The organism is Saezia sanguinis (assembly GCF_003991585.1).
In the GTDB taxonomy this organism is placed as follows: domain Bacteria; phylum Pseudomonadota; class Gammaproteobacteria; order Burkholderiales; family Burkholderiaceae_C; genus Saezia; species Saezia sanguinis.
On the sequence record NZ_PQSP01000001.1, the window covers coordinates 302,679 to 328,242 of the forward strand.

Here is a 25,564-nt window from a genome sequence, read left to right on the forward strand (position 1 = left end):
AAAAGTAGCATTTTCTGCTATTTTGGAGAAAAAGGAATACTCAATTAATCCTATAGGATAAAACTGGCGTCATTCTTCATTTTATTTGACGCATTTTTACCATGAATACCAAATCAGTTTCCCATCAGCCAGTTGCATCTTCTCTGAATTTTACGGCCAGAGAGTGGGGTCTACTGCTGCTTGCCGGTGTTTTGTGTGTGCTTGCTGTTGCAGGCCCGCATATCACGCAATATGAGCATTATCATGCATTTGCCGATCAGCGGACCATGTTAGGTATTCCATGTGCGCTGGATGTTTTGTCTAACGTGCCATTTGCTTTGATGGGGTTGATCGGTTTGGTGGTGGTATTGCGGCGGTCTGTGCTGGGGTATGAAGCCTCTGTATTCAAGAATATGAGCAGTCTGTTTTTTTACGGCCTGATCATAACCAGTGTATGTTCTTCCGCTTATCATCTGCATGCGGAAAATCATTCTTTGTGGTTGGATCGCATGGGGATGTCGGTTGCTTTTGCTGGCATTTTAGGTATGGCGGTATGTAACCGCGTCAGCGAGCGCGCAGCCCAGGTGACGGCTTATACTGTTTTGATTGCAGCGCCCATGTGTTTATGGAACTGGCAGACAACCGGCAACCTGCTGCCATGGAGCGTTTTGCAGGGAGGCGGTATGCTGATCGTCCTGACACTGGCATGTCTGGCACCTGTTGATGGGCAGAAGCGTATGCCTTTGGTTGCCGTGATTGTGTGGTATGCCGTAGCCAAATTACTGGAGCTTGGAGACGCGCAGGTTTATGCCTGGAGCGGTGAGCTGGTTTCGGGGCACAGTCTCAAGCACGTTGCAGCAGCAATGGCGGCCTGGCCGGTAATTGCGATGTTTTGCCGGATGAAGGCCGTATGCAAAGCATCAGCGGGCTTGTCTTGATCTTAATAACGGCGACGGAGAACCAGGCGGTCATGTGTGCGGTTCATGTCAAAGCGGTTGAGAAAGGAGTTCCCCAGCAGAATATAGGGCATGGGGACTTCCGATATGGTGGCTTCAACGTCAAAGACCTCAACATCCTGAATACGCACCGAATTGAGCCGGACCTGATAGCCACGCACCATGCCATTGGCGGTGCTCATGGCAACGGGTCTGCCGCCTTCCAGGCTGATGCCTAGCCGGTTGGCTTCGTCACTGCCCATGGCAATACTGGTTGCGCCGGTGTCCAGCATGAAGTTGGTCTGTTTGCTGTTGATGTAGCCTGTTGTGTAGTAATGTCCGCCCCGACCGGCGGTGAGCACAATTTCCTGTACTGTAGGGATGCTGCCTCCTGAAGAGGATTCCAGGTGAATGGGGGTCTGCCCAATGCGCAAGGTCAGCCGCCGTGTACCGTTGTCAGCCGTGGGTACCTGAAAAGTAGCCTGGTTGCCCTGCATGGACAGAAGCTTGATGCCCTGGTATTCCTGCCCGACAGCCATGGTGCGGGGCGCTTCATTGTTGATTACCACCAGCGCTTTTCCACCCAATGAGCCTGCCAGTGCAATTGACGGGCCTGACTGTGCAGCAGCGCGTGCCTGGTTTGCGCTTTGTGCGTAGCCGTTTGGCGGTGCCAAGAGTATAGCGCTGATGAGCACCAAAGAGGCTGATAGCAGTGTGATTTTGAGCATACGATGATGAAGGCAGATCAAACTGAAATATATGTTGTGATGTTTCATTATAGATGAGCCTAATAAATGTCATTTGAACACTTGAGTCACAAGCGCCGGCGCAAAATCAAGCGTTCACGCGTGCGTTGTATGTCAAAATGGTTCAGAAACGAGTTGCCTAACAGAAGGTAAGGTTTGTCGACATATCCTTCACTGACATTTGCTGTGACATCCAAAATTTCCACCCCCTGGATGATGACTGAGCGTAACTGTACGTTGTAAGCGCTGATGACGCCATTGGCTGTGCTCATTTGAACAGGGCGCCCGCTTTTATAGTCAATCCCCAGCCGTTCGGCGTCTGCATATCCCATCGAAATATAGGAAGCGCCGGTGTCCACCATGAAATTAAATTGTCTGTCATTGATATAGCCGGTTGTGAAATAATGTCCGCCTCGGCCCGCAGGTAGGATAATTTCCTGAACCACAGGGGTTGCGCGGCCTTGCGACGATGCCAGATGAATGGGTGTTTGGCCAATGCGCAATGTGACCTGCCGGGCGCCCTGATCTGAGGTGGGGACCAAAAAGGTGGCGCGCTCGCCCTGTAGGGATAAAAGTTTGATTCCCTGGTATTCCTGGCCGACAGCCATGGTCCGGGGCGCTGCATTGTTGATCACCACCAGCGCTTTTCCACCCAAAGAGCCTGCCAGGGCAATTGAAGCGGCCAGTGTGGTGCGGGGCGGCTGGTCAGTGGTTTGTGCGTTGCTGTGTGTAGGTATCAGAGGGATTGACCCGATCATGACGAAAGAGGCTGTCAGTACCATGGTTTTGAGCATATGGTGATAATGCGCAATTGGACTGACATATTTTTTTTGTAAGGCAGTCTGGTTCGTCATAAAGTCAAATGAGTTGCTGAATGATGAATGGCGGTTGACGAAAAGCCGGGCAGAATTGCCATTAGATGTTCAGTTCTTATTTTAATGTAATCAGGGGCGAAAAATCATCGCATGTATATGTTATTCATCGGCTTTTAAAAAATCAGTGGTTGGATATTTTTCGGCAGATAAACAAATTGAACTCCAGATGCTAGATTTTAGTTGAGATATGTGGGGCAACAGCTTGTGTTATATAAAGCAAACAGCGAAAAAAGTGTATTCCCTTTAAAATCAGCCCTGTCAATGATGTGTTGAGTGAAATCGGGTGGATTCACCGTATCCTGCTGTTGTTGTTAAGCAAGATGATGTACTTGGGGTATTGCTGAAAAAACCGTTAAGATTGAACAAATTGCTGCGGCCAGGGTCATTGCTGGTATCTGGTCGTTCATAAATGGTTTTCTGGCTATGGAGGAATAAAAGTCGTGTATCGCCGTCAATTTTTTGCCTGGTCTGCTGCGGCCACAACTGGGGTGCTGGCATCCTGGCCTACACAAGCTCAACTGAATGTGGATGTAACAGGGGTGGGGCTGACTGAAATTCCTGTGATGATTGTTCCCTTCAGAGGCGAGCAGTTGCTGGATGTTGCTGTTTCAGCGGTTGTCCGTTCCGATCTGAAGCGCTCCGGCATGTTTCACATGATGTCTGTGGATGTGACCATGGACGAAAACACCCAGGTCAATTATTCTGAATGGAAGCAACTGGGTGCGGATGCCTTGGTGGGGGGCAGTGTCAGCCAGTTGGCTGATGGGCGCTACGAAATTCGGGTGCGCTTGTGGGATATTGCCACGGGCCGTGAACTGGCTTATCAGGTATACACTGTGGCAGGTGCCGATCTGCGTTTGGCGGCTCACCATATTGCAGACCTGATTTTTGAAAAACTGACCGGGCACAAGGGCGCTTTTGCTTCCCGGATTGCTTATGTTACCCAGAGTGGTTCGCGCTACAGCCTGCTGATTGCCGATTCGGACGGGGAACGTGCCAAAGTGGCGTTGAACAGCAATGAGGCGATTATTTCTCCTGCCTGGTCGCCTGATGGCACGCAGTTGGCGTATGTGTCATTTGAACTGCAAAAACCGGTGATTTATGTTCACAACCTGTCTACAGGCCAGCGTCAGGCAGTTGCCAATTTCAAAGGTTCCAACAGCGCACCGGCCTGGTCACCTCAGGGCGGGCAACTGGCGGCTGTGTTGACTTTGTCCGGCCTGTCGCAGATTTATCTGCTGAGCAGTGGCGGAGGTACGCCCAAGCGGCTGACCAATTCTTATGGAATTGATACACAGCCCAAGTTTTCTCCGGATGGTAAATATATTTATTTTGTCAGCGACCGTGGCGGTAGCCCGCAGATTTACCGCATGCCGGCAGCCGGAGGCAGTGCAGAGCGCGTGACATTCAAGACCAGTTACAGCGTGGACCCGGCTTTGAGCCCGGATGGGAAGTGGCTGGCTTACATCAGCCGTGAAAGTGGCGGTTTTCGTCTGCAGTTGATGAACCTGCAGACCGGTGCGACCCAGAATTTGACCGATACAGCGGGAGACTCCAACCCGAGTTTTGCGCCTAATTCGCTGATGATCATGTATGCCACCCGCATTGGTGGCAGGGATGCGCTGATGACAACCACACTGGATGGCCGGGTGAAGACCCGTTTGTCCAGTAACAATGCCAATGTGAAGGAACCGGTCTGGGGACCTTATCTGCGCTGAGTGTTTGATTTTGTTGGGAGTTTCAATCCGGATATGGGGTGTTTGTTGCCTGTATCCGGACGTTGTGTGAGTAGAGATATATCTATATTTAATTTTTATTTTCAGGAGTTTCAAAATGTCCAAAAAACTATGGTTTTCTGCAATTGCCACTGCGGTGGCTTTGGTCGGGTGTGGTGGCGGTGTTGATCTGAATCAGTATTCGGATGACGGCATCAACGGCAGTTCGGGCAATTCAGGGGTGACCACGATCGATACGGGCAGTGTCGGCTCACATGCTGGCCCCAGTTCAGAAGTGTCGCGCGTTGTTTATTTTGATTATGACAGCTATGTGGTGCAGGATGGTTACCGCTCTGTGATTACTGCCAATGCGCAGTACCTGCGTGCCAATCCGGCTGCCAGAGTTGTTCTGGAGGGTAATACCGACGAACGCGGCAGCACCGAGTACAATCTGGCACTGGGCCAAAAGCGTGCAGAAGCTGTACGCCAGGCGCTGTTGTTACTGGGCGTTTCTGAAATGCAGATGGAAGCCGTCAGCTATGGTAAAGAACGTCCGGCAGTGATGGGATCCGGTGAAGAAGCATGGTCGAAAAACCGGCGCGTTGACTTCTCCTATCGCTGATCATCAGATATAAGGAAGGATGAACGCCGTGCACACCACTTTTTCTTTACGTCTACGGATCTGTCTGGCTCTGGCTTTGATGCTGGGGCCGTTGGGCGCTGCACAGGCATTCAGCGATGACGAGGCCCGTAAAGCTATTCTGGAGTTGCGTCAGCGCATGGATACCCAGCGTGCAACGTCGGAAAACCAGGCCAACAGTATTCTTGCGCTTTCCAGCCAGATACAGGAATTGCGCAGTGAGATTGCTGTATTGCGTGGACGTATTGAAGAACTGGAGCGCTCGGCGCGCACGCAGTCAGAACAGACCCAGCCGCGCGATGTGGCTGTGGATGGCAAATCGTTTACGGCGCAGCCGCAGGAGATCAGCGATTATGAAGCCGGCATGGAAAAACTGCGGCAGGCTGATTATGCCGGCGCAGTCACGTTGTTTCAAAGCTTTATTCTGCGCTGGCCCAAGAGCGGTTATCTGGACTCGGTGAATTTCTGGCTGGGCAATGCGCAATATGGCACCAAGCAGTATGCCGATGCGGTGAAGTCGTTTACCGCACTGGTGGATGCGTCTCCTAACCATGTCCGTACACCTGATGCGCTGCTGGCCATTGCCAACTGCCAGGTTGAACTGAAAAACACCCGTGCTGCACGTGCGGCACTGGAGCGTTTGGTGCAGAGTTATCCTCAGACCGAGGCGGCGAACGAAGCCAGAAAACGGCTGGCGCAAATCCGTTGATGTTTTGCTCGGATATGCATGCACCTGTTATATGGTGCATGCCTGATATTTGAATTGACCAAAGCTGTGGATCAAGAGCGACGTTTTGGCGGACTCTCACGCCTTTATTCAACCGAAGGGGCTGCCCGTATCCGCGCGGCACACGTTGCAGTGGTTGGTGTGGGCGGGGTAGGCTCCTGGGCGGCAGAAGCGCTGGTGCGCAGTGGCATTGGCGCCATTACGCTGATTGATTTTGATCAGGTGGCCGAGTCTAATATCAATCGCCAGATTCATGCATTGGATGCGACTGTGGGCATGGCCAAGGTACATGCCTTGCAGCAACGCTTTGCACAGATCAATCCGGATTGTGTTATCCATGCAGTGGAAGAGTTTGTTGAACCGGCTTCTGTTTCTGATAACAACAGCAACTGGCCGATGATTTTACCGGCTCCTGTGGATGCCATTATCGATGCCTGTGATCAGGTCAGAGCCAAAGCATTGCTGGCGTCGTGGGCTGCGCAGCACAGGCAGCACTTTATCAGCGTGGGTGCGGCAGGCGGAAAAGAATTGGCACAGTTTGTCGAAGTGGGTGATCTGGCCGATGTGACACATGATCCGCTGCTGGCACAGATGCGTTACCGTTTGCGCAGAGAATATGGCTTTGCGCGTAAAGGCCGGATGAAGGTCTGCTGCGTATTCTCACGTGAAAATGTGAAGCAGCCTGATGCAGCCTGCCAGACAGAGAGCGGTGCTGTGGATGGTTCGCTGAACTGCCATGGTTATGGCTCCGTGGTGGCGGTAACCGCAACCTTTGGTATGGTGGCTGCTGGTCAGATTCTGCATGATCTGGCACATGGGCACTGAAGCCCTATTTTTGAATAAACGCGTATAAGGTTTTAGCCTGCCAGCGAAATGCGTTGCAGCTTCTGGCCTGCCTGCCAGCGTAATACTTGGGCACGTGGATTGGTTTCATTATCCAAATCCCAGTCGGTCAATACAATACGCTGTTTCCCATCGGGTAGTGAGTGATCTGCCGGACGATGTGTATGGCCATGAATCATTAAAGAGGTTTGTGCCGTGTCAAGCCAGCGTTTGACTTCATCGGTGTTCACATCCATGATGCTTGGGCGGTTGCTTTTTTTAGTGGCTTCGCTTTTGCGGCGTATTTTTTGGGCGGCTGCCATTCTGGTTTTCAATGGCAGCAGCAGCGCCACGCGCTGGAAAATGCGGTTGTGTACGATGCGGCGGTATTTCTGGTAGTTCACATCGTCAATGCACAACAGGTCCCCATGTGTCAGGATGGCGTGCTGCCCCTGCCAGCGCAGCAGGGTGGGGTCTGCAAGTTTTTGCATATGTGCCAGGCTGGCGGCATAGCTGCTGAGCGCAAAGTCCCGGTTGCCATGCATGAAATAAATGCGCCTGCCGTGTGCTGCTTGGGCAATGACGGCCATACACTGGCGCTCAAAATCGCCTGACGGGTAGGGTGCTTTCAGTATGTCGTCACCGACCCAGGTTTCAAACAGGTCGCCCAGCATGAAAATGGCATCTGCCGGACTGTCCTGCATGTAATGTCGCCAGGCGGCAAAGGTGTGCGGATGGCCGGCATCCAGGTGCATGTCTGCAATGAAATCCAGCGTCTGGTATGACGCTGGGAGTTCAAGCTGGCGAAAAGACAGATGCTTTGACACTGTGGGGCAGAACGTGTAAAGAATCAACCGCCGATGACGGTTGCTTTTTCAATCACAACATCTTCTACCGGCACATCTTGGTGAAAGCCATGGTTGCCAGTGCGTACGCCTTTGATGGCATCAACCACATCGGTGCCGGAAATGACTTTGCCAAAAACCGCATAGCCCCAGCCTTGTGCGGTTGGGCTGGTGTGGTTGAGAAAGTCGTTGTCAGCCACGTTGATGAAAAACTGGGCTGATGCGGAGTGCGGGTCAGAGGTACGTGCCATGGCAATGGTGTATTTGTCATTTTTCAGGCCGTTTTGAGCTTCATTCTGAATGGGCTCCTGTGTGTTCTTTTCTTTCATGCCTGCACCAAAGCCGCCGCCCTGGATCATGAAGCCATTGATGACCCGGTGAAAAACCGTACCATCATAATGGCCGGACTTCACATAACTCAGAAAGTTTTCAGTGGTTACCGGTGCTTTTTCAGCGTTCAGTTCCAGACGAATGGTGCCCTTATTGGTTTGAAGTTCGACTTGCGGGTTGCTCATGCTCATGATCCTTGTTTCAATGAATAAATGGGTAAATGGAAAATTTTACTCTTGAGTTACTGTGGCTTTTTCAATGACCACGGCTGTAACCGGCACATTCTGGTGCGGGCCGACTGACTGGGTTTGCACAGCGCGGATTTTGTCAGCCACGTCCATGCCTGACACCACACGGCCAAAAACGGCGTAGCCATAACCATCAGGATTGGGCGCATCCAGATTGGGATTGTCTTTGACATTGATGAAAAACTGGGCCGTTGCCGAGTTTGGATTGGCGGTACGGGCCATTGCGACGGCACCGCGGGTATTGCGCAGTTGAGGCGAGGTTTCCAGTTGAATCGGGGAACGGGTTGGTTTGGGGCGCATATCAGGGGTCATGCCGCCACCCTGGATCATAAAATTGCTGATGACCCGGTGAAAAACGGTGCCATCATAAAACCCTTCGCGCACGTATTGCAGAAAATTGGCGGCTGTGACTGGGGCATTTTGTGTGTCAATTTCAAGCACGATATTGCCCAGACTTGTTTTCAGGGTTACCTGCGGTAATGACTGGGCATAAGCGGCCGTTGTCAGTGTTGTTGCGCAAACGGCACCCAGGGTGCCCATGACCAGCATCTGGCGGCGAGTTGTCATATGGAGTTCCTTGCTTGGTTCAAATAGAAGGCAATGTGTATAAACTGGATAAAGAGAAGCTGAATTCACAGAAATATGAGCATTTTCTCAGTGAGCCGTTTATACTAATACACCTTTCTGATGAGAAAGCATTGTAGTGGCTTGCATGTAAAGGTGCATGGTTTTTCCGAATTGCCATACCCGGCTTACCTTATGCAGCACCCGATTCGCAATGCAACCAATGTATCGTTTCTTAAAGAGTTGAATGCTTTGGGCAGATATTTTAGATAACTGCCTACAAATTAATTCAGTAAAAATACAGATATTCATTTCATGGCGCTCCATATTTTTAATACCATGGGACGGCAGTTGGAGCCGTTTACACCACAAGATGATAATCATGTTCGCATGTATGTCTGCGGGATGACGGTTTACGATCTGTGTCATCTTGGACATGCACGTGTCATGGTGGTGTTTGATATCATCCAGCGCTGGCTGAAAGCGTGTGGCTACCAGGTGACTTATGTACGCAATATCACGGATATTGATGACAAGATTATCAAACGTGCGCTGGAAAATGGCGAGTCCATCAGGTCATTGACGGACCGCATGATTGCGGCATTGCATGAAGATGCAGACCGGCTTTTCATTGAACGTCCGACACATGAGCCGCGTGCAACAGAGTATGTGCCACAAATGCTGGATATCATCGAACGCCTGCAGGCAAAAGGGCTGGCATACCAGGCGGATGGGGGAGACGTGGATTATTCCGTCCGCAAATTTCCCGCATACGGCAAATTGTCTGGTAAATCCATTGATGAGTTGCGTGCCGGCGAAAGGGTTGCAGTGCTGGACGGCAAGCAGGACCCGCTGGATTTTGTGCTGTGGAAAAGTGCCAAAGCCAATGAACCGGATGAGGCCAAGTGGCCGTCGGCTTACGGATTGGGCCGGCCGGGCTGGCACATTGAGTGCTCGGCGATGAGCCATGCACTGCTTGGCGAGTCGTTTGATATCCACGGCGGTGGGGCTGATTTGCAGTTCCCACACCATGAAAATGAAATAGCCCAAAGTGAAGGTGCATTTGGCAAAACCATGGCGCGGTTTTGGATTCACAACGGGTTTGTGCGTGTCGACAATGAAAAAATGAGCAAATCACTGGGTAATTTTTTTACCATTCGTGAAGTGCTTGAGCGTTATGACCCGGAAACTGTACGGTTTTTTATCATTCGCGCGCATTACCGCAGTCCATTGAATTACAGTGATACGCATCTGGACGATGCGCATGCAGCGTTGCTGCGTTTATATACCGCGCTGGATCTGGTGAGCCCTGAAGGTGTGCAGCCCGATATGCAGCACCCGCTGGCTGAGCGCTTTGCTGTCGCCATGAATGATGACTTTAATACCCCGGAGGCGATCGCCGTGCTGTTTGAGCTGGCTGCCGAGGTGAACCGCAGCCAGTCACGTGAGCTGGCCGCATTATTGCGGCAACTGGGTGGTATATTGGGCTTGCTGCAGCGTCAACCGCAGGATTTTATGCATGCTGGCAGTACTGCGGAAGACGAGGCCTGGATCAATACAATGATTGAAGAGCGTGCTGCAGCTAAAAAAGCGAAGGATTTTGCCCGTGCGGATGCCATACGCGCAGAGCTGGCCGACAAAGGTATTGAACTTAAGGACAGTGCTGCTGGAACAACCTGGCAGAAAAAGAGCTGAGCCCCGGAACCTGTGATGACCCCTGTAAAAAAGAAAACGCACCAGGTTATCTTGCCCGACTATTGGGCAGAGGCCTGTGCGCATCTGTCCAAACGGGATCGCATCATGCGCCGTTTGATTGCACAGTACCCTGAAGGATGCCTGGAGTCCAGAGGCAATGCATTTGTCACGCTGGCGCGTTCGATCGTTGGGCAGCAAATTTCGGTCAAGGCCGCTCAATCTGTCTGGGACAGGTTCGTGCAGTTGGTCCCGATGGATCAGTGGCGTTTGAAGCCGGAAAGCGTGTTATCCTTATCGATTGAGCAGATGCGTTCAGCAGGACTGTCTGCCCGTAAAGTAGAATACATACGTGATTTGGCTGCCCATTTTGCCGACGGTAAAATTCGCTCTGCAGAATGGCAGCAGATGGACGACGAGGCCATTATTGCTGAGTTGGTTGCTGTGCGCGGCATTGGTCGCTGGACGGCTGAGATGTTTCTGATATTTCACATGTTCAGGCCCGATGTGTTTCCACTGGATGATGTCGGTTTAATTAAAGGAATCAGTCAAGTTTATTTTTCGGGAGAACCCGTCTCCAGAGCCGAAGCCAGAGAACTTGGCGAGGCCTGGACCCCTTACAGGACAGTGGCGACCTGGTATATCTGGCGCAGTCTGGATCCACTACCGGTAGCTTATTAAACGGACCGACCACAAAGTGCGCTAAAATGCCATGTGCGTTGAGGAGAAGCAGCGTTGAGTAACAAAAGAAATTTTCTCGATTTTGAGCAGCCCATTGCAGAGCTCGAAAGCAAAATAGAAGAATTGCGGCATGTGCAAAACGAATCGGCCGTTGATATTTCTGAAGAAATACGGCGGTTAACGAAAAAAAGCCAGCAATTAACCAAAGATATATATGCCAAACTGACGCCCTGGCAGATCAACAAAGTTGCCCGCCACCCTGATCGTCCGTACACGATGGACTATGTCCGTGCCATGTTCACTGATTTTCAGGAGTTGCATGGCGACCGGCATTACGCTGATGACCAATCTATTGTGGGTGGTTTGGCCCGCTTTAATGGGTATGCGTGTATGGTGATCGGGCATCAAAAAGGCCGCGATACCAAAGAGCGCACCAAACGTAATTTTGGTATGAGTAAGCCCGAAGGGTATCGCAAAGCGCTTCGCTTGATGAAGACCGCAGAAAAATTCGGCCTGCCTGTATTCACCTTTGTTGATACGCCTGGGGCTTATCCGGGAATTGGCGCAGAGGAAAGAGGGCAGAGTGAAGCGATCGGGCGCAATATTTATGAAATGGCCCAGCTTGAAGTGCCCATCATCACAACCATTATTGGCGAAGGTGGGTCTGGCGGTGCTTTGGCTATCAGCGTATGTGATCAACTGCTGATGTTGCAGTATTCTGTCTATTCCGTTATTTCACCAGAAGGTTGTGCTTCTATTCTGTGGAAGACGGCAGACAATGCACCGCAGGCGGCTGAAGCGCTGGGCATTACCGCCGCACGGCTGAAGCCTTTAGGCATTGTCGATAAAATCGTTCATGAGCCTTCCGGTGGTGCGCATCGTGATTCACAGGCAATGGCAGAGGCATTGAAGCAGGAGTTGGCGGAAGCTTTGCGCCAACTTCAGGACCTGAAAGTTGAGGACTTGCTGGCCAAGCGGTATGAACGCCTGATGAGTTATGGGCGTTTCAAGGATGCCAGTAAAAAATAATCCGTTATTTGCCGCCATTCCGGCAGGACCAGCCGATGCAGCGCTGTCCTGCTTTTTGACTGAAAATCAAGAACAATTCTCTGATGTTGGTCGCATTGCTATAGCCTACAGTGGCGGGGCCGATTCAACGGCGCTATTGCTGGCTGCTGCGCGACAATGGCCTGACAAAGTGATTGCTCTGCATGTGCACCATGGGTTGCAGGATGCTGCAGATGCGTTTTGGCAGCATTGCCAGCAGCAATGCGAGGTGTGGCGTATTCCGTTATTTGAACAGCATGTGGATGCACGCCATTTGCCTGGAGAAAGTCCCGAAGATGCGGCACGTGTTCACCGCTATCGTGCGCTGGCCGATATGGCACATCAGCAACATGCGGACTGTGTTCTGCTGGCTCAACATGCAGATGACCAGGTGGAGACGCTGATACTGGCACTGTCGCGTGGAGCCGGGTTGCCTGGACTTGCCTGTATGCCGGCGGTATTCGAGCGGCATGGTGTGTGTTTTGCCCGCCCTTTATTGTCTGTGGGAGGTGAGGCTTTACGCAACTGGCTCAGTGAGCAAAACATTATCTGGACGGAAGACCCCACCAACCAGGACAGGCGCTATATCCGTAACCGCATCCGGCTGGATGTGCTTCCTGCCATAGCAAAGGCATTTCCGGAATACCGGCAGACGTTTGCACGCAGTGCTACCCATGCGGCGCATGCACAAATCCTTTTAAGTGAACTGGCAGAACAGGATTTGCAGATGACAGGCAATCCGCCAGCCATCAAAGCTTTACAAACCCTTTCAACTGCAAGACAGGCTAATGCGCTGCGCTATTGGTTGAGACAATTTCACCATACAGCAGCCAGCACCAGGCAGCTTGAAGAACTGCTCAGGCAAATTGACGCCTGCCAAACGCGCGGGCACAGCATTGATCTCAAGATCGGCCATGGTGTGGTTGTACGGAATAACGCTGTTTTACAATACCGGCCGCAATGAGAAGGCTCGCTCAGCCCGGTTGTTGTAAGTATCCTGCATTGTTCTAGTGTTTTAACCTGTCTTGTGTAAATAAATGTTTACACGCGCTTGAGGCCTATTAAAATAAACCGTTCTGCGCTCATGTTTTGAGTGCATGTGGTCTCAATATTGTAGGTTTATCGACAATGGCTTTAATTGTTCATAAATATGGCGGAACCTCCATGGGTTCGGTTGAACGCATCAGCAATGTTGCCAAACGCGTAGCCAAATGGGCGCGTGCAGGGCACAAAATGGTGGTGGTTCCATCGGCCATGAGTGGAGAAACCAACCGTCTGCTGGGTTTGGCCAATGAGCTGACACCAGAAGTTCCCAATGAACGTGTCTTGCGCGAGATGGATGCCATTGCGGCAACAGGCGAGCAGGTATCCGTGGGGTTGTTATCGCTTGCATTGCAAGCCGAGGGCATGGATGCAGTCAGCTATGCCGGCTGGCAGGTGCCTGTTTATACGGATAACGCCTATACCAAAGCGCGTATTCTCAGTATTGATGGTACCAAGGTATTGAAAGACCTGGATGCAGGGCGTGTGGTTATTATCACGGGTTTTCAGGGGATAGATCCCCAAGGCAATGTCACCACGCTGGGGCGTGGGGGCTCTGATACATCTGCGGTGGCTGTGGCTGCAGCGCTTAAAGCCGATGAATGCCTGATTTTTACCGATGTGGATGGTATTTATACAACGGATCCGCGCATTGTTCCCGAGGCCAGGCGCTTGAATAGCATCAGCTTTGAAGAAATACTGGAAATGGCGAGCCTGGGTTCCAAGGTATTGCAGATTCGCTCTGTGGAATTTGCCGGCAAATACCATGTACCTACGCGCGTTCTCTCCAGCTTTACGCCTTGGGACATTGACATCAACGAAGAAGCCAACTCAGGCACCTTGATTACTTTTGAGGAAGATGAAAATATGATGGAACAAGCAGTCATTTCCGGAATTGCTTTCAGCCGCAATGAAGCCAAAGTTTCTGTGCTGGGCGTGCCTGACAAGCCCGGTATTGCGTACCAGATTCTGGGTGCGGTTGCTGCGGCCAATATTGAGGTGGATGTCATTATCCAGAATACCTCTAAGGAAGGGTTTACTGATTTCAGCTTTACCGTGCAGCGCGGTGATTATGCTCACACAATGGAAGTGCTGAAAGATCAGGTTGTGCCTCACTTGGGCCAAGGTGTATCCTTGGAAGGTGATACCAAAATCTGTAAAGTATCCATCGTTGGTATCGGCATGCGCAGCCATGTGGGGGTTGCCAGTGATATGTTTCGCGCATTGAGCGAAGAAGGTATCAATATTCAGATGATTTCTACCAGTGAAATTAAAACCTCTGTGGTGCTTGACGAAAAGTATATGGAACTGGCTGTCCGAGCTCTGCATAAGGCCTTTAACTTGGAAGAAGTTAAAAAATAGGGCATAATAGCCAATCTTTACGGAGACGTGGCCGAGAGGTTGAAGGTACTCCCCTGCTAAGGGAGCATGTGGTGATGAGCTGCATCGAGGGTTCGAATCCCTCCGTCTCCGCCAAAATATGAGCCTAGTTAATTAATTTAACTAGGCTTTTTTATTTTGAAATGTATATGCCCATATTTATACCCATGATTAAGTTTTGGATTTGATGACCATGTGAAGAAAGTCATTAACTGCGAAGGCCTCATCCTGGATATTGGTGATTAGAAGAGGGAATTCTTCTGTTCTAATCGCACTTTGGTGGATAAAAAATCCCGCCAGGGGATGGATACGGAGGCGGGATTAAAGATGAATCATGTATTAAGCATAGGAGCTTAGCAAAGCGTAGTAAAGCAACTTAGTACGCGGGCGGATACCCGGGTTTAATGTATTAAACCCGGAGTCTGATGATTAATGAACAACAGGTTGCCTGTTCACATTATCTGCCGTGACGAATTTATCGGGCGTAGCGGTCAGTGTATCAATGCTGCTTTGTTGTAAGTCTGTAGGATCAGCACCCTCAGATGTGACGCTCTGATCAGGTTGTACCAGGCTTTCTTGCTTCTGAATATAAGGCTTGTACACACCTGTGAGGCTGTTAAGGAAGGCTACAATGTCGTCAATATCCTTGTTGGGCAGGCTGCGACCTACCTGATGGCGTAACATCAACTGAACAGCTTCGTGCAGTGTGGTGACATCACCGCGGTGGAAGTAAGGCCCTGTGATGGCGACGTTTCTAAGCCCAGGGACTTTCTGGCGTAGCCGGTCTCTTTGTTCTTCGGTGACATTCATTCTGCCAATATCAGCAGCGGTGACTTCTCCAAAATTGAAATCTTCTTTCAGGCCAAGTGGCTCAAAGGAACGACCTCCCATAATGATACCGCCATGGCATGTGGCGCATTTGTTCGCAACGAAGAGTTCGTAGCCGCGCTTTTCTTGTGCGGTCAGGGCATTTTCATCGCCACGTAACCATTGGTCAAAAGGAGCATCTGGAGTAAGCAATGTTTTCTCAAACTCTGCAATCGCATCGGTAATGGTTGCTCCGGTAAAGCCTTCAGGATAAACTGCATGGAAATCTCTTGTCAGCACGGGGTCAAGCGAGAGCTTGCTGATGATTTCATCCCAGGATTTTGATGCCATCTCAATCGGATTTAAAGGCGGGCCGCCTGCCTGTTCCTGCAGTGTTGCTGCTCTGCCATCCCAAAACTGTTCAATATTGAATACGGAGTTAAATACCGTAGGCGCATTGATCGGGCCAACGGCTCCGCCAACACCAATAGATGTTTTTCGCCCATCTACTCCTCCTGCATTGAGCGCATGACAGTGCGCACAGGAAATAGTACTGTCTCCTGAAAGACGCGGGTCGTGGTAAAGCCTGAATCCCAAAGCGACTTTGGATTCATCTACCGGCAGGTGTCTGGGAATAGGCTGAACAGGCTCGTTACGGCGCTCGGGTGCCATATCATTGCTGGCATAGTATTCAGCCCGTTGTTTAGCAATCCAATTGAGAATCGTTACACGTTCCTGTTCACTGAGGTGACCGGCCCAATGAAGCGCAATGTAGCGGGTAGGGGGCATTGTGCCATTGACCATTGTCCACTCGATTTTATTGAGGTCACTTTGGGAAACGGGTTGATCGTTGAGCAATGCCTCATAAACCTGTTGCAGGCTGAATGAGGAATACCCCAGTTTTACGTCATAGCTCATCAACTGGTTGGCGATTGGCCAGGATGAGTAAAATGGCAGTTCCGTAGATGGAACATGACAATAATCACATCCTTTTTGCGCAAACAAGGTCAGGATTTCTTTATTTGACTCAGGAGCTAAAGCCAGTTCTGGCATATTGACACTTCTTTGTTTGTCATATTGCCAAGCGTAAAGTGATAGTGCCAGATAGCCAATCACAAATACGACTGCGCATACTCCCACAATAGAGATTACTTTTTTCATGAGTCTTTTCTCCATAAAGTATACAGGTATATTCTTGATATACTTTTTGTACCCTAGATGAGGGTTAAATCATTGCCCACAGTAATTGAACTGCTGGTCACAGCTCGCATACTGAAATCAGGGTGGTTGGAAGATGAGCCATTTACTGTCACAGGGCCTGACATAAATTGCAGCTGCGCGTTATCGGATGCTCCAATGATGTTGATGGTATTAGGTAAAAGATCGTAGTTGTTTGCACCACTGGCACGGTACATGCCTAAAGCAATTTCTGGTACGAGTGCTTGCACTGTTGAAACGCCTGAAATGAAAAAAAGAAGTGCCCCGGGAATCAAAGTTCGACTTATTGTCATCATCGTTTGTTGTCTCCATTTATTGTTTTAATACAAACTGCTGATCTTGTTACGTTAATTGCATCAGCATTTTTTGTAGTTCTCATTTAATGAGCTTGTAGGTGATTGTTGGAGCCTATTCTCCAGTTGCAGAGATTGAAATGTGTACCGGGTATACCCTGTTGACGTTCCAGGGTGAAGTAGATATTTTCTAGGCGCTCTTATTGAAGGCGAACGCATATAGGACAGGTTCAGAGCAAGTAGCTATAAGGATGCTGTCAACGCATGAATAGCAGTGGAGATGTGTCTATTGTTGTCAATGCCTGATTGGAGATCAATTAACCATGAAAGCACCAATGATTTGAACGCAGGGGGTTGAAAAGGGAGGGTGCATAACTAGATGTATGCCAATCTGGCCTTAGAAAAAACAGCGATCAAAAGCGTTCCATCCCAAAAGAAGGAACAGCATTGTGGCAAAATGACAAGTAGCAGGCACTTTTCACCAGCAGTTTTTTTATGTAGCCGTGTCCAGTGTCTTTGGCGATGTTGGCTAGATGTCGGCGTGGCTGAGTGTATGAATGTCGAATGTGTCGCTGTTTAAGGGGTTCTTGATACTCAAGCGGAGGATACCTCTATCAGTGCATTACTGGTATGGAAAGCAGTTTTGCTTACTTTACATCCCCCATGTGCGATTTATGTGGATGGCAGATGATTTTGGGTACAAGGGTTTATAGTAATGGGCATCATCAAAAATTAGCGAGTCAGAGATCGGATCTGTACTGACTGTTGTGGAACTGAGTCAATAGGTCCTATAGCATTTCAGGACGGAATTGCGAACTCAAGTCAATTGTTTTACCTGACACCATGAACAATCCATCACCTTTGTAGTGTAGTGTTTGAGGAGCAGTTTGGGTAGCGATAACATGCGCTTTCACGACTTCGAATACAAAAAAATTTCTTCGTTTGACCAATGTTTTATCAAACAGTTTGCATTCAAAGCTGGCATATGCTTCACGAATTAATGGCGCTTTTACCTTCTGTGCAGTATCAGCTGTGAGTTTGAATATCTTGAATTTATCAATCTCTGCTCCTGTACTATTTCCAATACCTACTACCTTTTCTGCTATATCTGCCGTTGGTATGTTGATGACGCATTCGCCACTACTTCGAATCAAGTAATGACTGTAATTGCCTTCAGAAATCATGCAGCCAATCAGAGAAGGGGTAAACTCCATTACGCAATGCCAGCCCAAAGTCATGATATTCATTTGACCTTGCCAATAGGATGAGACTAAAACAACAGGACCTGGCTCAAGGTAGCGGCGTACTAAATGTACTGGTAAATCCTCTTTTATCTGCCGCTTGTGCATAATTGTCTCCTAAATAAATATCTGCATACAGAAATATCAGACTTTAATGTTCTTTTAGCTTCAGTATTTGAGTATGGTGCAAAAGTGTACTACCTGTGAGGATTGTTAATCTCTAAGACCTTGCTCAAAGTTGAACTTCGTTTCCTTTATGTGCCAAAGCATGCTCAATGATTTCTCTTGGGCAGTGTGTTGCCTCACCAACCCAATTAAAAGAAGCCAATATGTTGTGATCAAGCATGCTATATGAATTCTGAATAATGTTACATATTTGTATCTCAAACTTCAAACTGGTGTAGCGGCAATACCCATGCATTGCACTTCACACAACTGCAAGTTACATATCTAAGCGTAGCTAGCCCTTCATAGCCAAATGCTTTAGCGCTTTCCAGCGCCGTTTAGGTATGCATATTTGTGCGTGCTTGTCAGATAGCATTTACTCAAACATTGAGTCAGAAGGCATAAAAAGACTAGATGCAAGCCTGTGAGCGATTTTATGAAGGTTCACATAAAAATGTCATCCCCATTTACGCTATGACCACCTTTGGGAAAAGGTGGTTTTTTATTGGAGGAATGATGAGTGATAACACAGATGTGATGCAGTTGTTTGTGGTAATGACGACTTCGATTTTTGGACCTTCGGTTGCGATGGTCATCGGTCCTTATCTGCTGATCATGTTTGCGGCTGCAACCGGGGCGGCATGGTCGCTGGGCAGGCGTACAACCGAGAGCAAGAGCAGCAGTGTCTTTTATTTTGTACGGGTGGTTTTTACGGCAATTTTGTTGACAACAGTGATTGCCAAGCTAACGGTCGGTTTTATGCCAGAGCTGGAAGTGGATTTTCTGATTGCACCAGTGGCATTGATTATTGGTTTGATTGGAGATGACTGGTATCAGGTAATTGACTGGATGCTAAGTGCCGGGAAAAAAATCGCCAATCGCATTTTTAACAAAAAAATGGGAGAGTAATCAGATGTCTCATACTTATTATGCATTGGCTTTCCTGGTTCTGATACTTGGATTGGCAGTGATTTTTATTTCTATCGTCAAACTGAATTGCTGTTGTTGCAAGCGTTCGAGGTTGATCTATACCCTGGTGTTGGTGGCCGCCATGGTGGCAGTGTTTCAGCCTTATTTTGTCAAGAGTATGCCTGGCATTGCCGATCTGGCTCTCATGCTGAGCGTGCTGGGCTTGTTGTGGCATGGACATACCAATGCTTAAGTTGTAACTGGAGAGGCAGGGCCACTGTTTCCTACAGATGATGGTTTAGTTCAAATGGTGTAGCAAAGGTGTGTGATGAAAATGATACGAGTAAAGCCTAGAAATATATGGAGCAAGTTGCTTAAGGCAGGTGTATTGCTGTTGGTGGTGATTTGCTTTTTGTTGGAAAGCATAGTTGCTGTATTGGGGAGATGATGAATAAACCTGGCATGCGTATAGACACGATGACGCTATGCGTTGTAACTGCCATGATGTGTAATGGACATCAGACCTTGCTCTGATTTTTTCCTAGTTTGAATACTGCTTGCCTGTCTGGAAGACCGTGTGCTTCTCTGTTCCCAAAAAATATAAAAGAAGGACAAATGGCAATGCAGGCGTTCACATAACTTGAATTTGTATTTTTACACTTTGCACAACTGGCTGATAAGTGCGGTTTGTAATTTGGCACATGTGTTAGTCGGGATCAATGGGCTGTGTGTGCATGAGGGGAATCGTTGGTGCTATCGCATGAATGGATGGAAAGCAAAATGAATATGTATCAAAAATGGGGTGTAAACAAGTGTGGACCGTGGTTGCTTTGGGCGCTTGCGGTTTTGTTATGGTTAATTCCTGCGGGGCAGCAGGTCTGGGCTCAAAACAGCGCGGTTTGCGCTGAAGTGAAGATTGTTATTGAGCAAAAGCTTTCCCTGGAGCGCCAGGCTTTTGATGCCAAGATGGTGATCCGCAACGGGTTGACTGATTCTGCCATTGAAAATGTTGAGGTACAGCTTTTGTTCATGGATGCCAATGAAGAGTTGGTTGTGGGCACACAGGATCCTAATGCAACAGCGGCTCAGTTTTTTTACAGGGTGGATTCTTTGGAAGGCATTAATGCGATAGATGGCACAGAATCCATTGCGGCTGATTCTTCTGCAGAGATGCATTGGCTAATTATTCCTTCTGCAGGCACGGCAACCGGTTCCGGTACTTTGTATTATGTGGGCGCAAAGGTGACATATACGCTGAATGGTGTAGTGACAACGGTTGAAGTCGCGCCGGACTTTATTGTGGTGAAACCGATGCCTATGCTGGTGCTGGATTATTTTTTACCGGACGATGTGTATGCAGATGATCCTTTTACGGAAGAGGTGGAGCCGCAGATACCGTTTACGCTGGGTGTGAGAATTCAGAACACGGGCGAAGGCGTTTCTTCCAAGACGACGATTGAGTCGGCACAACCCAAGATTGTGGAAAACCGTTTGAACCTGCTGATTGGTTTTGAGATTTTAGGCGGGTATGTTTCGGACCAGTTGGCCGGGAAAAGTCTGTTGCTTAATTTTGGTGATATTGCCGCAGGGGCTGCCAAGGTGGGGCGCTGGAATATGGTGACCACATTGATGGGCCGGTTTGTTGAGTTCGACGCCAGCTTTACGCATGACGATAGCCTGGGCGGAGATTTGACATCGCTGATTGACAGTGTGCATACGCATACGCTGGTGCATGATGTGCTGGTGGATTTGCCGGGACGCGATGGTATTCGCGATTTTCTGGCAAGAGACGTTGATGTGCTGCGGGTGTATGAGTCGGACAATGTGGATACGCTGGTCAGTGACCAGTCGTCAACTTCTCAGTTGAGTGTTTCCGGGGCACAAGCACAATTGACATTTTCTGCTGCGCCGGGGTTTGTTTATGCGAAGGTGGATGACCCGTTTCATGGTGAAGCCGATGGAATTTCTGTAACCCGTTCTGATGGCAAGGTGCTGGCACCGGAAAACGCCTGGTTTTCTCAAACGCGTAACAGTGATTTGACCTGGTCTTATTTTTTGAATGTGTTTGATGCAAATTCAACAGGCATTTATTCAATTGCTTTTGTCAGGGGAGATTACTCCACCCTCAGCGGCCATGTTTACCAGCTTGTGAGCGGGCAAAACCAGCCTTTGCCAGTAGCGCCTGTTACTTTGCGCGGGCTGACTGACAGTAGCGACGATGTATCCTTAACCGCTCATACCAACCAGGCAGGCGAATTCCGTTTCACGCGTTTACAGCCAGGAACATATTCACTGGAGGCGGGTTCAGTCAGCGGTCTTGAAGATGTAGCAGCTTACGCAGGAAGTGCTGGCGGGCAGGTGCAAACAGGGTTGATTACCCAGATTGCATTAGGGCGCCAGGTTGATGCTACAGGGTATGACTTTGTCAAGCAGACGACTGTACTGCCAATGCAGGCTTCTTTGTCGGGGGTGGTGTATGCGGACATGAACGGCAATGGTGTGCAGGACGCTGGCGAGTCCGGCATCATGAATGTGGCGGTGATATTGAGTGAACAAAATATTCAGGGCGGCTCTGTTGCAATGACAGTGCAGACGAATGAGCTCGGTTTTTATCAGTTTACTGGATTGGCTGCGGGGACTTATACCTTACAGGTATCCGATGTCGATGGTATGGAGGACATTCGGGCCCAGGCAGGAACTTCCGGTGGTACGTCTCAACCAGGGAAAGTAACGGATATTACATTGTTTTCTGGAGACGATGCAACAGGTTATAACTTTATGAAGCAGGCTTTTGGAACGACTTCGTTATCTGGCCAGGCTGTGTGTAACACGGGGTGTGATGTTGAAGGCATCAAAGTGGTGTTAACAACCTATATTGGTGGCAGGTACTGGGAGAAATTTACCTATACCGATGCTGAGGGTAACTTTGTTTTCCACAATATCAAAGGAAACGTTTACTACACATTAACCTTATTACATAAAGAAGGGCTGTTTCTCTCTACCAGTAAAGTTGGTAATGCAGGAGGAAATGCTAATCCTATCTTAGGAGGGACTTTCTTTAATGTATGGCCTAAAGAAGGACAACCTGCTGAAGGATATACCATTACTTATCGTGATGTTCCTGGAACAGGCTCAATATCGGGCAAACTTTTCCATGACCTCAATGGAAATGGTGTTCAGGATGAAGGGGAACCAGGCTTAGCTGGACGAAGAGCCACAATTGGCCCAGCCAATGTTGCAGTGACCCATACCGATGAATCAGGAAACTTCATTTTTAGCGGCTTGCCTGCTGGCACGTATAACCTGGCTATTGATTTTGATGAGCGGTTTGATGGTGTCATTACACCTGGTTCAGCCGGAGGCATGAACGCTGGCCCAAATCTGTATGTGACCGGAATTGTTCTGGCAAACGGGGCTCACGCAAGAGATTACCTATTTGCAAGCAATACAGATCCGAAAGGCAGTTCCTTGTCTGGTATTGTCTATGAAGATGAAAATGGGAATGGTGTCTTTGATGAAGCTGAAAACGGTATCGAAGGCGTTCCGGTTAGATTAAGGCATATAAGAAATACTTCCAGCATGACTCAAGAGGACAGCATTGTCTATACCGATGCGAGTGGACACTTTACCTTCTATGAGCTGAATAACAGTCCTCTCCAACCCTACGTTTACAGGCTAGATGTTGGGGGCATAGAGGGTATGGTCGATGGCAGTGCGACTGTTGGAGATGCTGGCGGCACAGCAAACCCATCTGGTGGTATTGCAAATATTAGATTCGGGACGCAGATGCAGGCACAAGGCTACTTCTTTGCAAAACGTTCACAGTAATAATACCTGCCAATGAGTTAATAGAAAGCGAGCAAAAGCATGGAAGCTAATGAGCATATTCACTAAAAAGCATAGCTTTTAAGTCTCAGTTAATTAATCTCAAAAAGGAACGATTATGAAAAGTGGGAAACATATCCCATGGAGAGGTATTGCCGGACAAGGGAGTGCGCAGGAACTGGCACCAGATTATGAAGTTCCACGATGCTCCAACCCTGACGGCAGTAACAATTCTGTGACAGTAGCTGTGCCGGCAAACTGAGGAGCATCAAATGAATCACATGCAACTTGTTTTGCTGGCGGGCCTGCTGGCCGGGATGTTCAGTGTTTACGGGAGGGCTGGTGAGGTGGCCGGGTGCTTTGAAAGCAGCCAGCCAACCCAGGCTGAGCAGCACCGGTGGCCGCGGATCGAACACAAGCAACCGTTACATGCCGAATGCTGGCTTAGTTGGAATGAGCTGATGCAACCGGTATATCAGCAGGATGGGGTGTTATGGCTGGATGTACGGCCCTCACCGGATTGGCAGGCATCCCCTTTAAATAATGTCATGCAGGTCGGTCTTCATGAAATTGAGGACAGGTCGTTCTTACGTGGTCGTTCTTTGCTGCTTGTTGGAACGGGTACTGACCAATTAATGCTGGATGCGGCTTGCATGCAGTTAAGGCAGGCAGGGTTTGATGTGCATGCATTGAATGGCGGAGTTTGGGCATTGCCCAAGCATCTGTCAGGGCAGGGAAGTGATGCAGGCAATGTACAACAGATAGGAGCAGATCAGTTTTTGGCTGGTAGCCAGACTGTTTCCTGGCATGTTGTGACTTTAGGGGTGAGTGAGCAGGATATTGCGCATTTGCCTGAGCCGCCACGGATGCAGTTTGGTCTGGATGATGTTGCAGCAGCACAAGCCGCAATAACCACATTGCTTGGCCAGGGAGGTATTTCTGAACCGGAGAACCTGTATCCGGTTCAGGTGGTGTTGATTGCGCCGGATGATGAATCGGTGAGGGTATTGCAGGCCTTGCTGCACCATGCTTCTGATGATGGGCGGGTTGTTTGGTTGCAAGGTGGTTTCCAGGCATACGAGGCTTATATCAATGAGCAAAACCGCATGAAGGCGTATGCCGGAGCGGTGTTGAGGCGGCCATGCGGTGCAATTTGATGGTGGGATGGATTTTGGTCAGAGTTGATGGGTGATGGAGGATAGAGTGATGGGTATTGATAATTTTCAGAAAGCTGGGGCCGGGGGCCTGCTGTTAATGCAGATATGGCACATGTGGCAAATGGCATGTCGGCGGTTGTTTGAACTGAATTTGCAGAAACTGGTTTGTTTTCTGGTTACGGTCACGGCGCTGCTGATGCCATGGAGCAAAAGCTGGGCTCAAACAGGAGATGAGTGGGATTGGGCTTATGAGCCGCAAGAAGTGGAGTTGGGGTTTGACTTTGAGTTTTACGGGCAGTCTTTTAATAAGGTGTATATCACAGAAAACGGAACGATCCAGTTTTCAAACCCGCAGGCGATCAAGACACCAACATGCCTGCCTGCCAGTCAGAATAATGCTTTGTATGTGTTTTGGGATGATTTCAGGGCTGATTATGAAAATGGGGGATATTTTTCACCTTTGATGTATGAGGTGCAAGGAGAGGCACCTAACCGCAGGTTCATTGCGGAGTGGGCTTATGGCAGGTTTGTGGGCTCAACAGAGGTGACGGGCATTATTCATGCAATTCTGTATGAAGGAAGTAATCAGATTCAGTTGCAATATCGTGACTTGAGCGGCGATCGCAGCCAGGCAAGCCAGGCAACCATCGGTATCCAGGGGCCCGCAGGTCAGTATGAACAGATCGGGTGTGCGCAGCTGGGTGCAATTCGCGATGGGCAGGCAATTTTGTTCACTCCTGATGTTCAGGGTGCATCTTATGCAGTCAACCTTCAGGCCGAATATGAAGATATTTTGTACATCAATCCAGATCCGATCCGGCTGTATTACACATCGAATTTTTATATCAACAAGTCAGAGGATATGGTGTTTGGATGGGATCTTTATCCTTCCGATGCCTTTAATCTGATTGTCTGGGATGCAGATGACAATGTGTTGCTGAATAAGGTTTTGCATGCTTCCAGCGATGAGGGATCTGTTGGGGAAAATCAATTTTATTGCGGTGGCTACTTTTGCAGTTACAACTTGCCTGCCGGACTGGAGCTCGTGCATAACCAGTCGTATCATGCACAGTTACGGGGCAGTCTCAATGGCGGGGTATCGTGGCATGTATTTTCAGAAATGACAACGGCTGTGACTGCTGACCTTGTAGCACCCTCCGTTGAGTTGAAGTCTTTAGAGATTGTGGATGCTACTTCTATAAAGATTATCTACTCAGCAACAGATGACGGGACTGGCATGCAACATGTGGCGATGCAGGTTGCAACGGATGCTGACTTTACTGATATTGTTTATGAGTACCAAGGTTTTGCCTCCGATGAAGGCGATGATTTGTCTGCATGGATGAATTATGCTTATCGCGAACCTGTGGCATATATCAGAATTGCAGGTGTTGATTATGCAGGCAATGTTTCAGCATACACAACACCTATCAGGCTGGAAACAGGGGCTGCTGTCATTAATTATCCAACGGATGATTTGATTGTCAGCCACCAAGCGATGACTGTGACAGGAACAGCCAATCCACAAGATGCTCTTGCACTGTACGTTAACGGAGCTATCAGGGGGGGGCATTTACAGCCAATGCACAAGGAGAGTTCAGTACCACTTTCAACCATAATGCTGAAGGAGAGTACCGTGTTTATGTACGCTCTACGCATCAGGATTCAACGATAACCTACAG

General features: G+C 49.1%; 24 protein-coding genes and 1 tRNA gene. 17 read left to right on the top strand and 8 right to left on the bottom strand.

What is annotated here, in order from left to right; genetic code table 11:
* Positions 1-101 precede the first annotated feature (101 nt).
* Positions 102-917: a hypothetical protein gene (locus CUZ56_RS01405; protein ID WP_126977508.1), complete on the top strand. Its 816-nt coding sequence runs from the start codon at positions 102-104 to the stop codon at positions 915-917.
* 2 nt (positions 918-919) lie between these two features.
* On the opposite strand, the gene CUZ56_RS01410 is transcribed toward CUZ56_RS01405, so the two are convergent.
* Positions 920-1,642 (bottom strand): retropepsin-like aspartic protease family protein, encoded by a 723-nt coding sequence (locus CUZ56_RS01410; protein WP_162615215.1) that lies wholly within the window; start codon positions 1,640-1,642, stop codon positions 920-922.
* 86 nt (positions 1,643-1,728) lie between these two features.
* Positions 1,729-2,454 (bottom strand): retropepsin-like aspartic protease family protein, encoded by a 726-nt coding sequence (locus tag CUZ56_RS01415; protein WP_162615216.1) that lies wholly within the window; start codon positions 2,452-2,454, stop codon positions 1,729-1,731.
* Positions 2,455-2,975: 521 nt separating this feature from the next.
* On the opposite strand from CUZ56_RS01415, the gene tolB reads away from it, so the two are divergent.
* The 4 genes from tolB (at position 2,976) to CUZ56_RS01435 (ending at position 6,442) form a co-directional block, all read left to right on the top strand.
* Positions 2,976-4,253: a Tol-Pal system beta propeller repeat protein TolB gene (gene tolB / locus CUZ56_RS01420; RefSeq protein WP_126977514.1), complete on the top strand. Its 1,278-nt coding sequence runs from the start codon at positions 2,976-2,978 to the stop codon at positions 4,251-4,253.
* Positions 4,254-4,368: 115 nt separating this feature from the next.
* Complete coding sequence (gene pal, locus CUZ56_RS01425; RefSeq protein WP_126977516.1) at positions 4,369-4,872, top strand: peptidoglycan-associated lipoprotein Pal; 504 nt, start codon at positions 4,369-4,371, stop codon at positions 4,870-4,872.
* A 19-nt stretch (positions 4,873-4,891) separates the two neighbouring features.
* Positions 4,892-5,599 carry a tol-pal system protein YbgF gene (ybgF, locus tag CUZ56_RS01430; RefSeq protein WP_239441943.1) on the top strand — a complete coding sequence of 236 codons (708 nt, stop codon included), beginning with the start codon at positions 4,892-4,894 and terminating at the stop codon, positions 5,597-5,599.
* Between the two features lie 18 nt (positions 5,600-5,617).
* Entirely contained in the window at positions 5,618-6,442 is an 825-nt protein-coding gene (locus CUZ56_RS01435) for a tRNA threonylcarbamoyladenosine dehydratase (RefSeq protein ID WP_126977518.1), read from the top strand.
* Positions 6,443-6,474: 32 nt separating this feature from the next.
* Here CUZ56_RS01435 and CUZ56_RS01440 read toward each other — a convergent pair whose 3' ends face one another.
* The 3 genes from CUZ56_RS01440 to CUZ56_RS01450 are packed head-to-tail and all read right to left on the bottom strand — an operon-like array spanning position 6,475 to position 8,429.
* The gene (locus CUZ56_RS01440; protein ID WP_126977520.1) at positions 6,475-7,266 is read right to left on the bottom strand and encodes a UDP-2,3-diacylglucosamine diphosphatase; all 792 of its coding nucleotides are present in this window, start codon (positions 7,264-7,266) and stop codon (positions 6,475-6,477) included.
* A gap of 23 nt (positions 7,267-7,289) precedes the next feature.
* Positions 7,290-7,799 carry a peptidylprolyl isomerase gene (locus CUZ56_RS01445; RefSeq protein WP_126977522.1) on the bottom strand — a complete coding sequence of 170 codons (510 nt, stop codon included), beginning with the start codon at positions 7,797-7,799 and terminating at the stop codon, positions 7,290-7,292.
* 45 nt (positions 7,800-7,844) lie between these two features.
* Positions 7,845-8,429, bottom strand: a complete 585-nt coding sequence (locus CUZ56_RS01450) for a peptidylprolyl isomerase (RefSeq protein WP_126977524.1) — start codon at positions 8,427-8,429, stop codon at positions 7,845-7,847.
* Positions 8,430-8,741: 312 nt separating this feature from the next.
* Between CUZ56_RS01450 and cysS the strand changes: the two genes are divergently transcribed.
* From cysS to CUZ56_RS01480, 6 genes are all read left to right on the top strand, one after another.
* Entirely contained in the window at positions 8,742-10,121 is a 1,380-nt protein-coding gene (gene cysS, locus CUZ56_RS01455) for a cysteine--tRNA ligase (RefSeq protein ID WP_126977526.1), read from the top strand.
* Positions 10,122-10,136: 15 nt separating this feature from the next.
* A complete protein-coding gene (locus CUZ56_RS01460) occupies positions 10,137-10,799 on the top strand; it encodes a DNA-3-methyladenine glycosylase family protein (RefSeq protein WP_126977528.1) in 663 nt (220 codons plus the stop codon).
* Between the two features lie 54 nt (positions 10,800-10,853).
* On the top strand, positions 10,854-11,828 hold the full coding sequence (locus CUZ56_RS01465) for an acetyl-CoA carboxylase carboxyltransferase subunit alpha (RefSeq protein ID WP_126977530.1): 975 nt from the start codon (positions 10,854-10,856) through the stop codon (positions 11,826-11,828).
* Positions 11,812-12,810, top strand: a complete 999-nt coding sequence (gene tilS, locus CUZ56_RS01470; protein WP_126977532.1) for a tRNA lysidine(34) synthetase TilS — start codon at positions 11,812-11,814, stop codon at positions 12,808-12,810. Before CUZ56_RS01465 ends, tilS begins: the two co-directional genes overlap by 17 nt.
* Before the next feature lie 164 nt (positions 12,811-12,974).
* Positions 12,975-14,249 carry an aspartate kinase gene (locus CUZ56_RS01475; protein ID WP_126977534.1) on the top strand — a complete coding sequence of 425 codons (1,275 nt, stop codon included), beginning with the start codon at positions 12,975-12,977 and terminating at the stop codon, positions 14,247-14,249.
* A gap of 21 nt (positions 14,250-14,270) precedes the next feature.
* Positions 14,271-14,363, top strand: a tRNA-Ser gene (locus CUZ56_RS01480).
* A gap of 333 nt (positions 14,364-14,696) precedes the next feature.
* Here CUZ56_RS01480 and CUZ56_RS01485 read toward each other — a convergent pair.
* From CUZ56_RS01485 to CUZ56_RS01495, 3 genes are all read right to left on the bottom strand, one after another.
* Entirely contained in the window at positions 14,697-16,235 is a 1,539-nt protein-coding gene (locus CUZ56_RS01485) for a cytochrome c peroxidase (RefSeq protein WP_126977536.1), read from the bottom strand.
* A 53-nt stretch (positions 16,236-16,288) separates the two neighbouring features.
* A complete protein-coding gene (locus CUZ56_RS01490; RefSeq protein WP_126977538.1) occupies positions 16,289-16,588 on the bottom strand; it encodes a hypothetical protein in 300 nt (99 codons plus the stop codon).
* Between the two features lie 785 nt (positions 16,589-17,373).
* Positions 17,374-17,934 carry a flavin reductase family protein gene (locus tag CUZ56_RS01495; protein ID WP_126977539.1) on the bottom strand — a complete coding sequence of 187 codons (561 nt, stop codon included), beginning with the start codon at positions 17,932-17,934 and terminating at the stop codon, positions 17,374-17,376.
* A gap of 471 nt (positions 17,935-18,405) precedes the next feature.
* On the opposite strand from CUZ56_RS01495, the gene CUZ56_RS01500 reads away from it, so the two are divergent.
* The 6 genes from CUZ56_RS01500 to CUZ56_RS01520 all read left to right on the top strand — a co-directional run bounded on the left by CUZ56_RS01500 (position 18,406) and on the right by CUZ56_RS01520 (position 25,557).
* The gene (locus CUZ56_RS01500; protein ID WP_126977541.1) at positions 18,406-18,900 is read left to right on the top strand and encodes a hypothetical protein; all 495 of its coding nucleotides are present in this window, start codon (positions 18,406-18,408) and stop codon (positions 18,898-18,900) included.
* A gap of 4 nt (positions 18,901-18,904) precedes the next feature.
* Positions 18,905-19,153, top strand: coding sequence for a hypothetical protein (locus CUZ56_RS01505; RefSeq protein ID WP_126977543.1), 249 nt, complete (start codon positions 18,905-18,907; stop codon positions 19,151-19,153).
* A 527-nt stretch (positions 19,154-19,680) separates the two neighbouring features.
* The gene (locus CUZ56_RS01510) at positions 19,681-22,728 is read left to right on the top strand and encodes an SdrD B-like domain-containing protein (protein WP_162615217.1); all 3,048 of its coding nucleotides are present in this window, start codon (positions 19,681-19,683) and stop codon (positions 22,726-22,728) included.
* Positions 22,729-22,843: 115 nt separating this feature from the next.
* Positions 22,844-22,987, top strand: a complete 144-nt coding sequence (locus tag CUZ56_RS15700) for a hypothetical protein (protein WP_162615218.1) — start codon at positions 22,844-22,846, stop codon at positions 22,985-22,987.
* A gap of 10 nt (positions 22,988-22,997) precedes the next feature.
* Entirely contained in the window at positions 22,998-23,882 is an 885-nt protein-coding gene (locus CUZ56_RS01515) for a rhodanese-like domain-containing protein (RefSeq protein WP_126977547.1), read from the top strand.
* A 151-nt stretch (positions 23,883-24,033) separates the two neighbouring features.
* A complete protein-coding gene (locus CUZ56_RS01520) occupies positions 24,034-25,557 on the top strand; it encodes a hypothetical protein (protein ID WP_126977549.1) in 1,524 nt (507 codons plus the stop codon).
* The last annotated feature ends 7 nt before the right edge of the window (positions 25,558-25,564 follow it).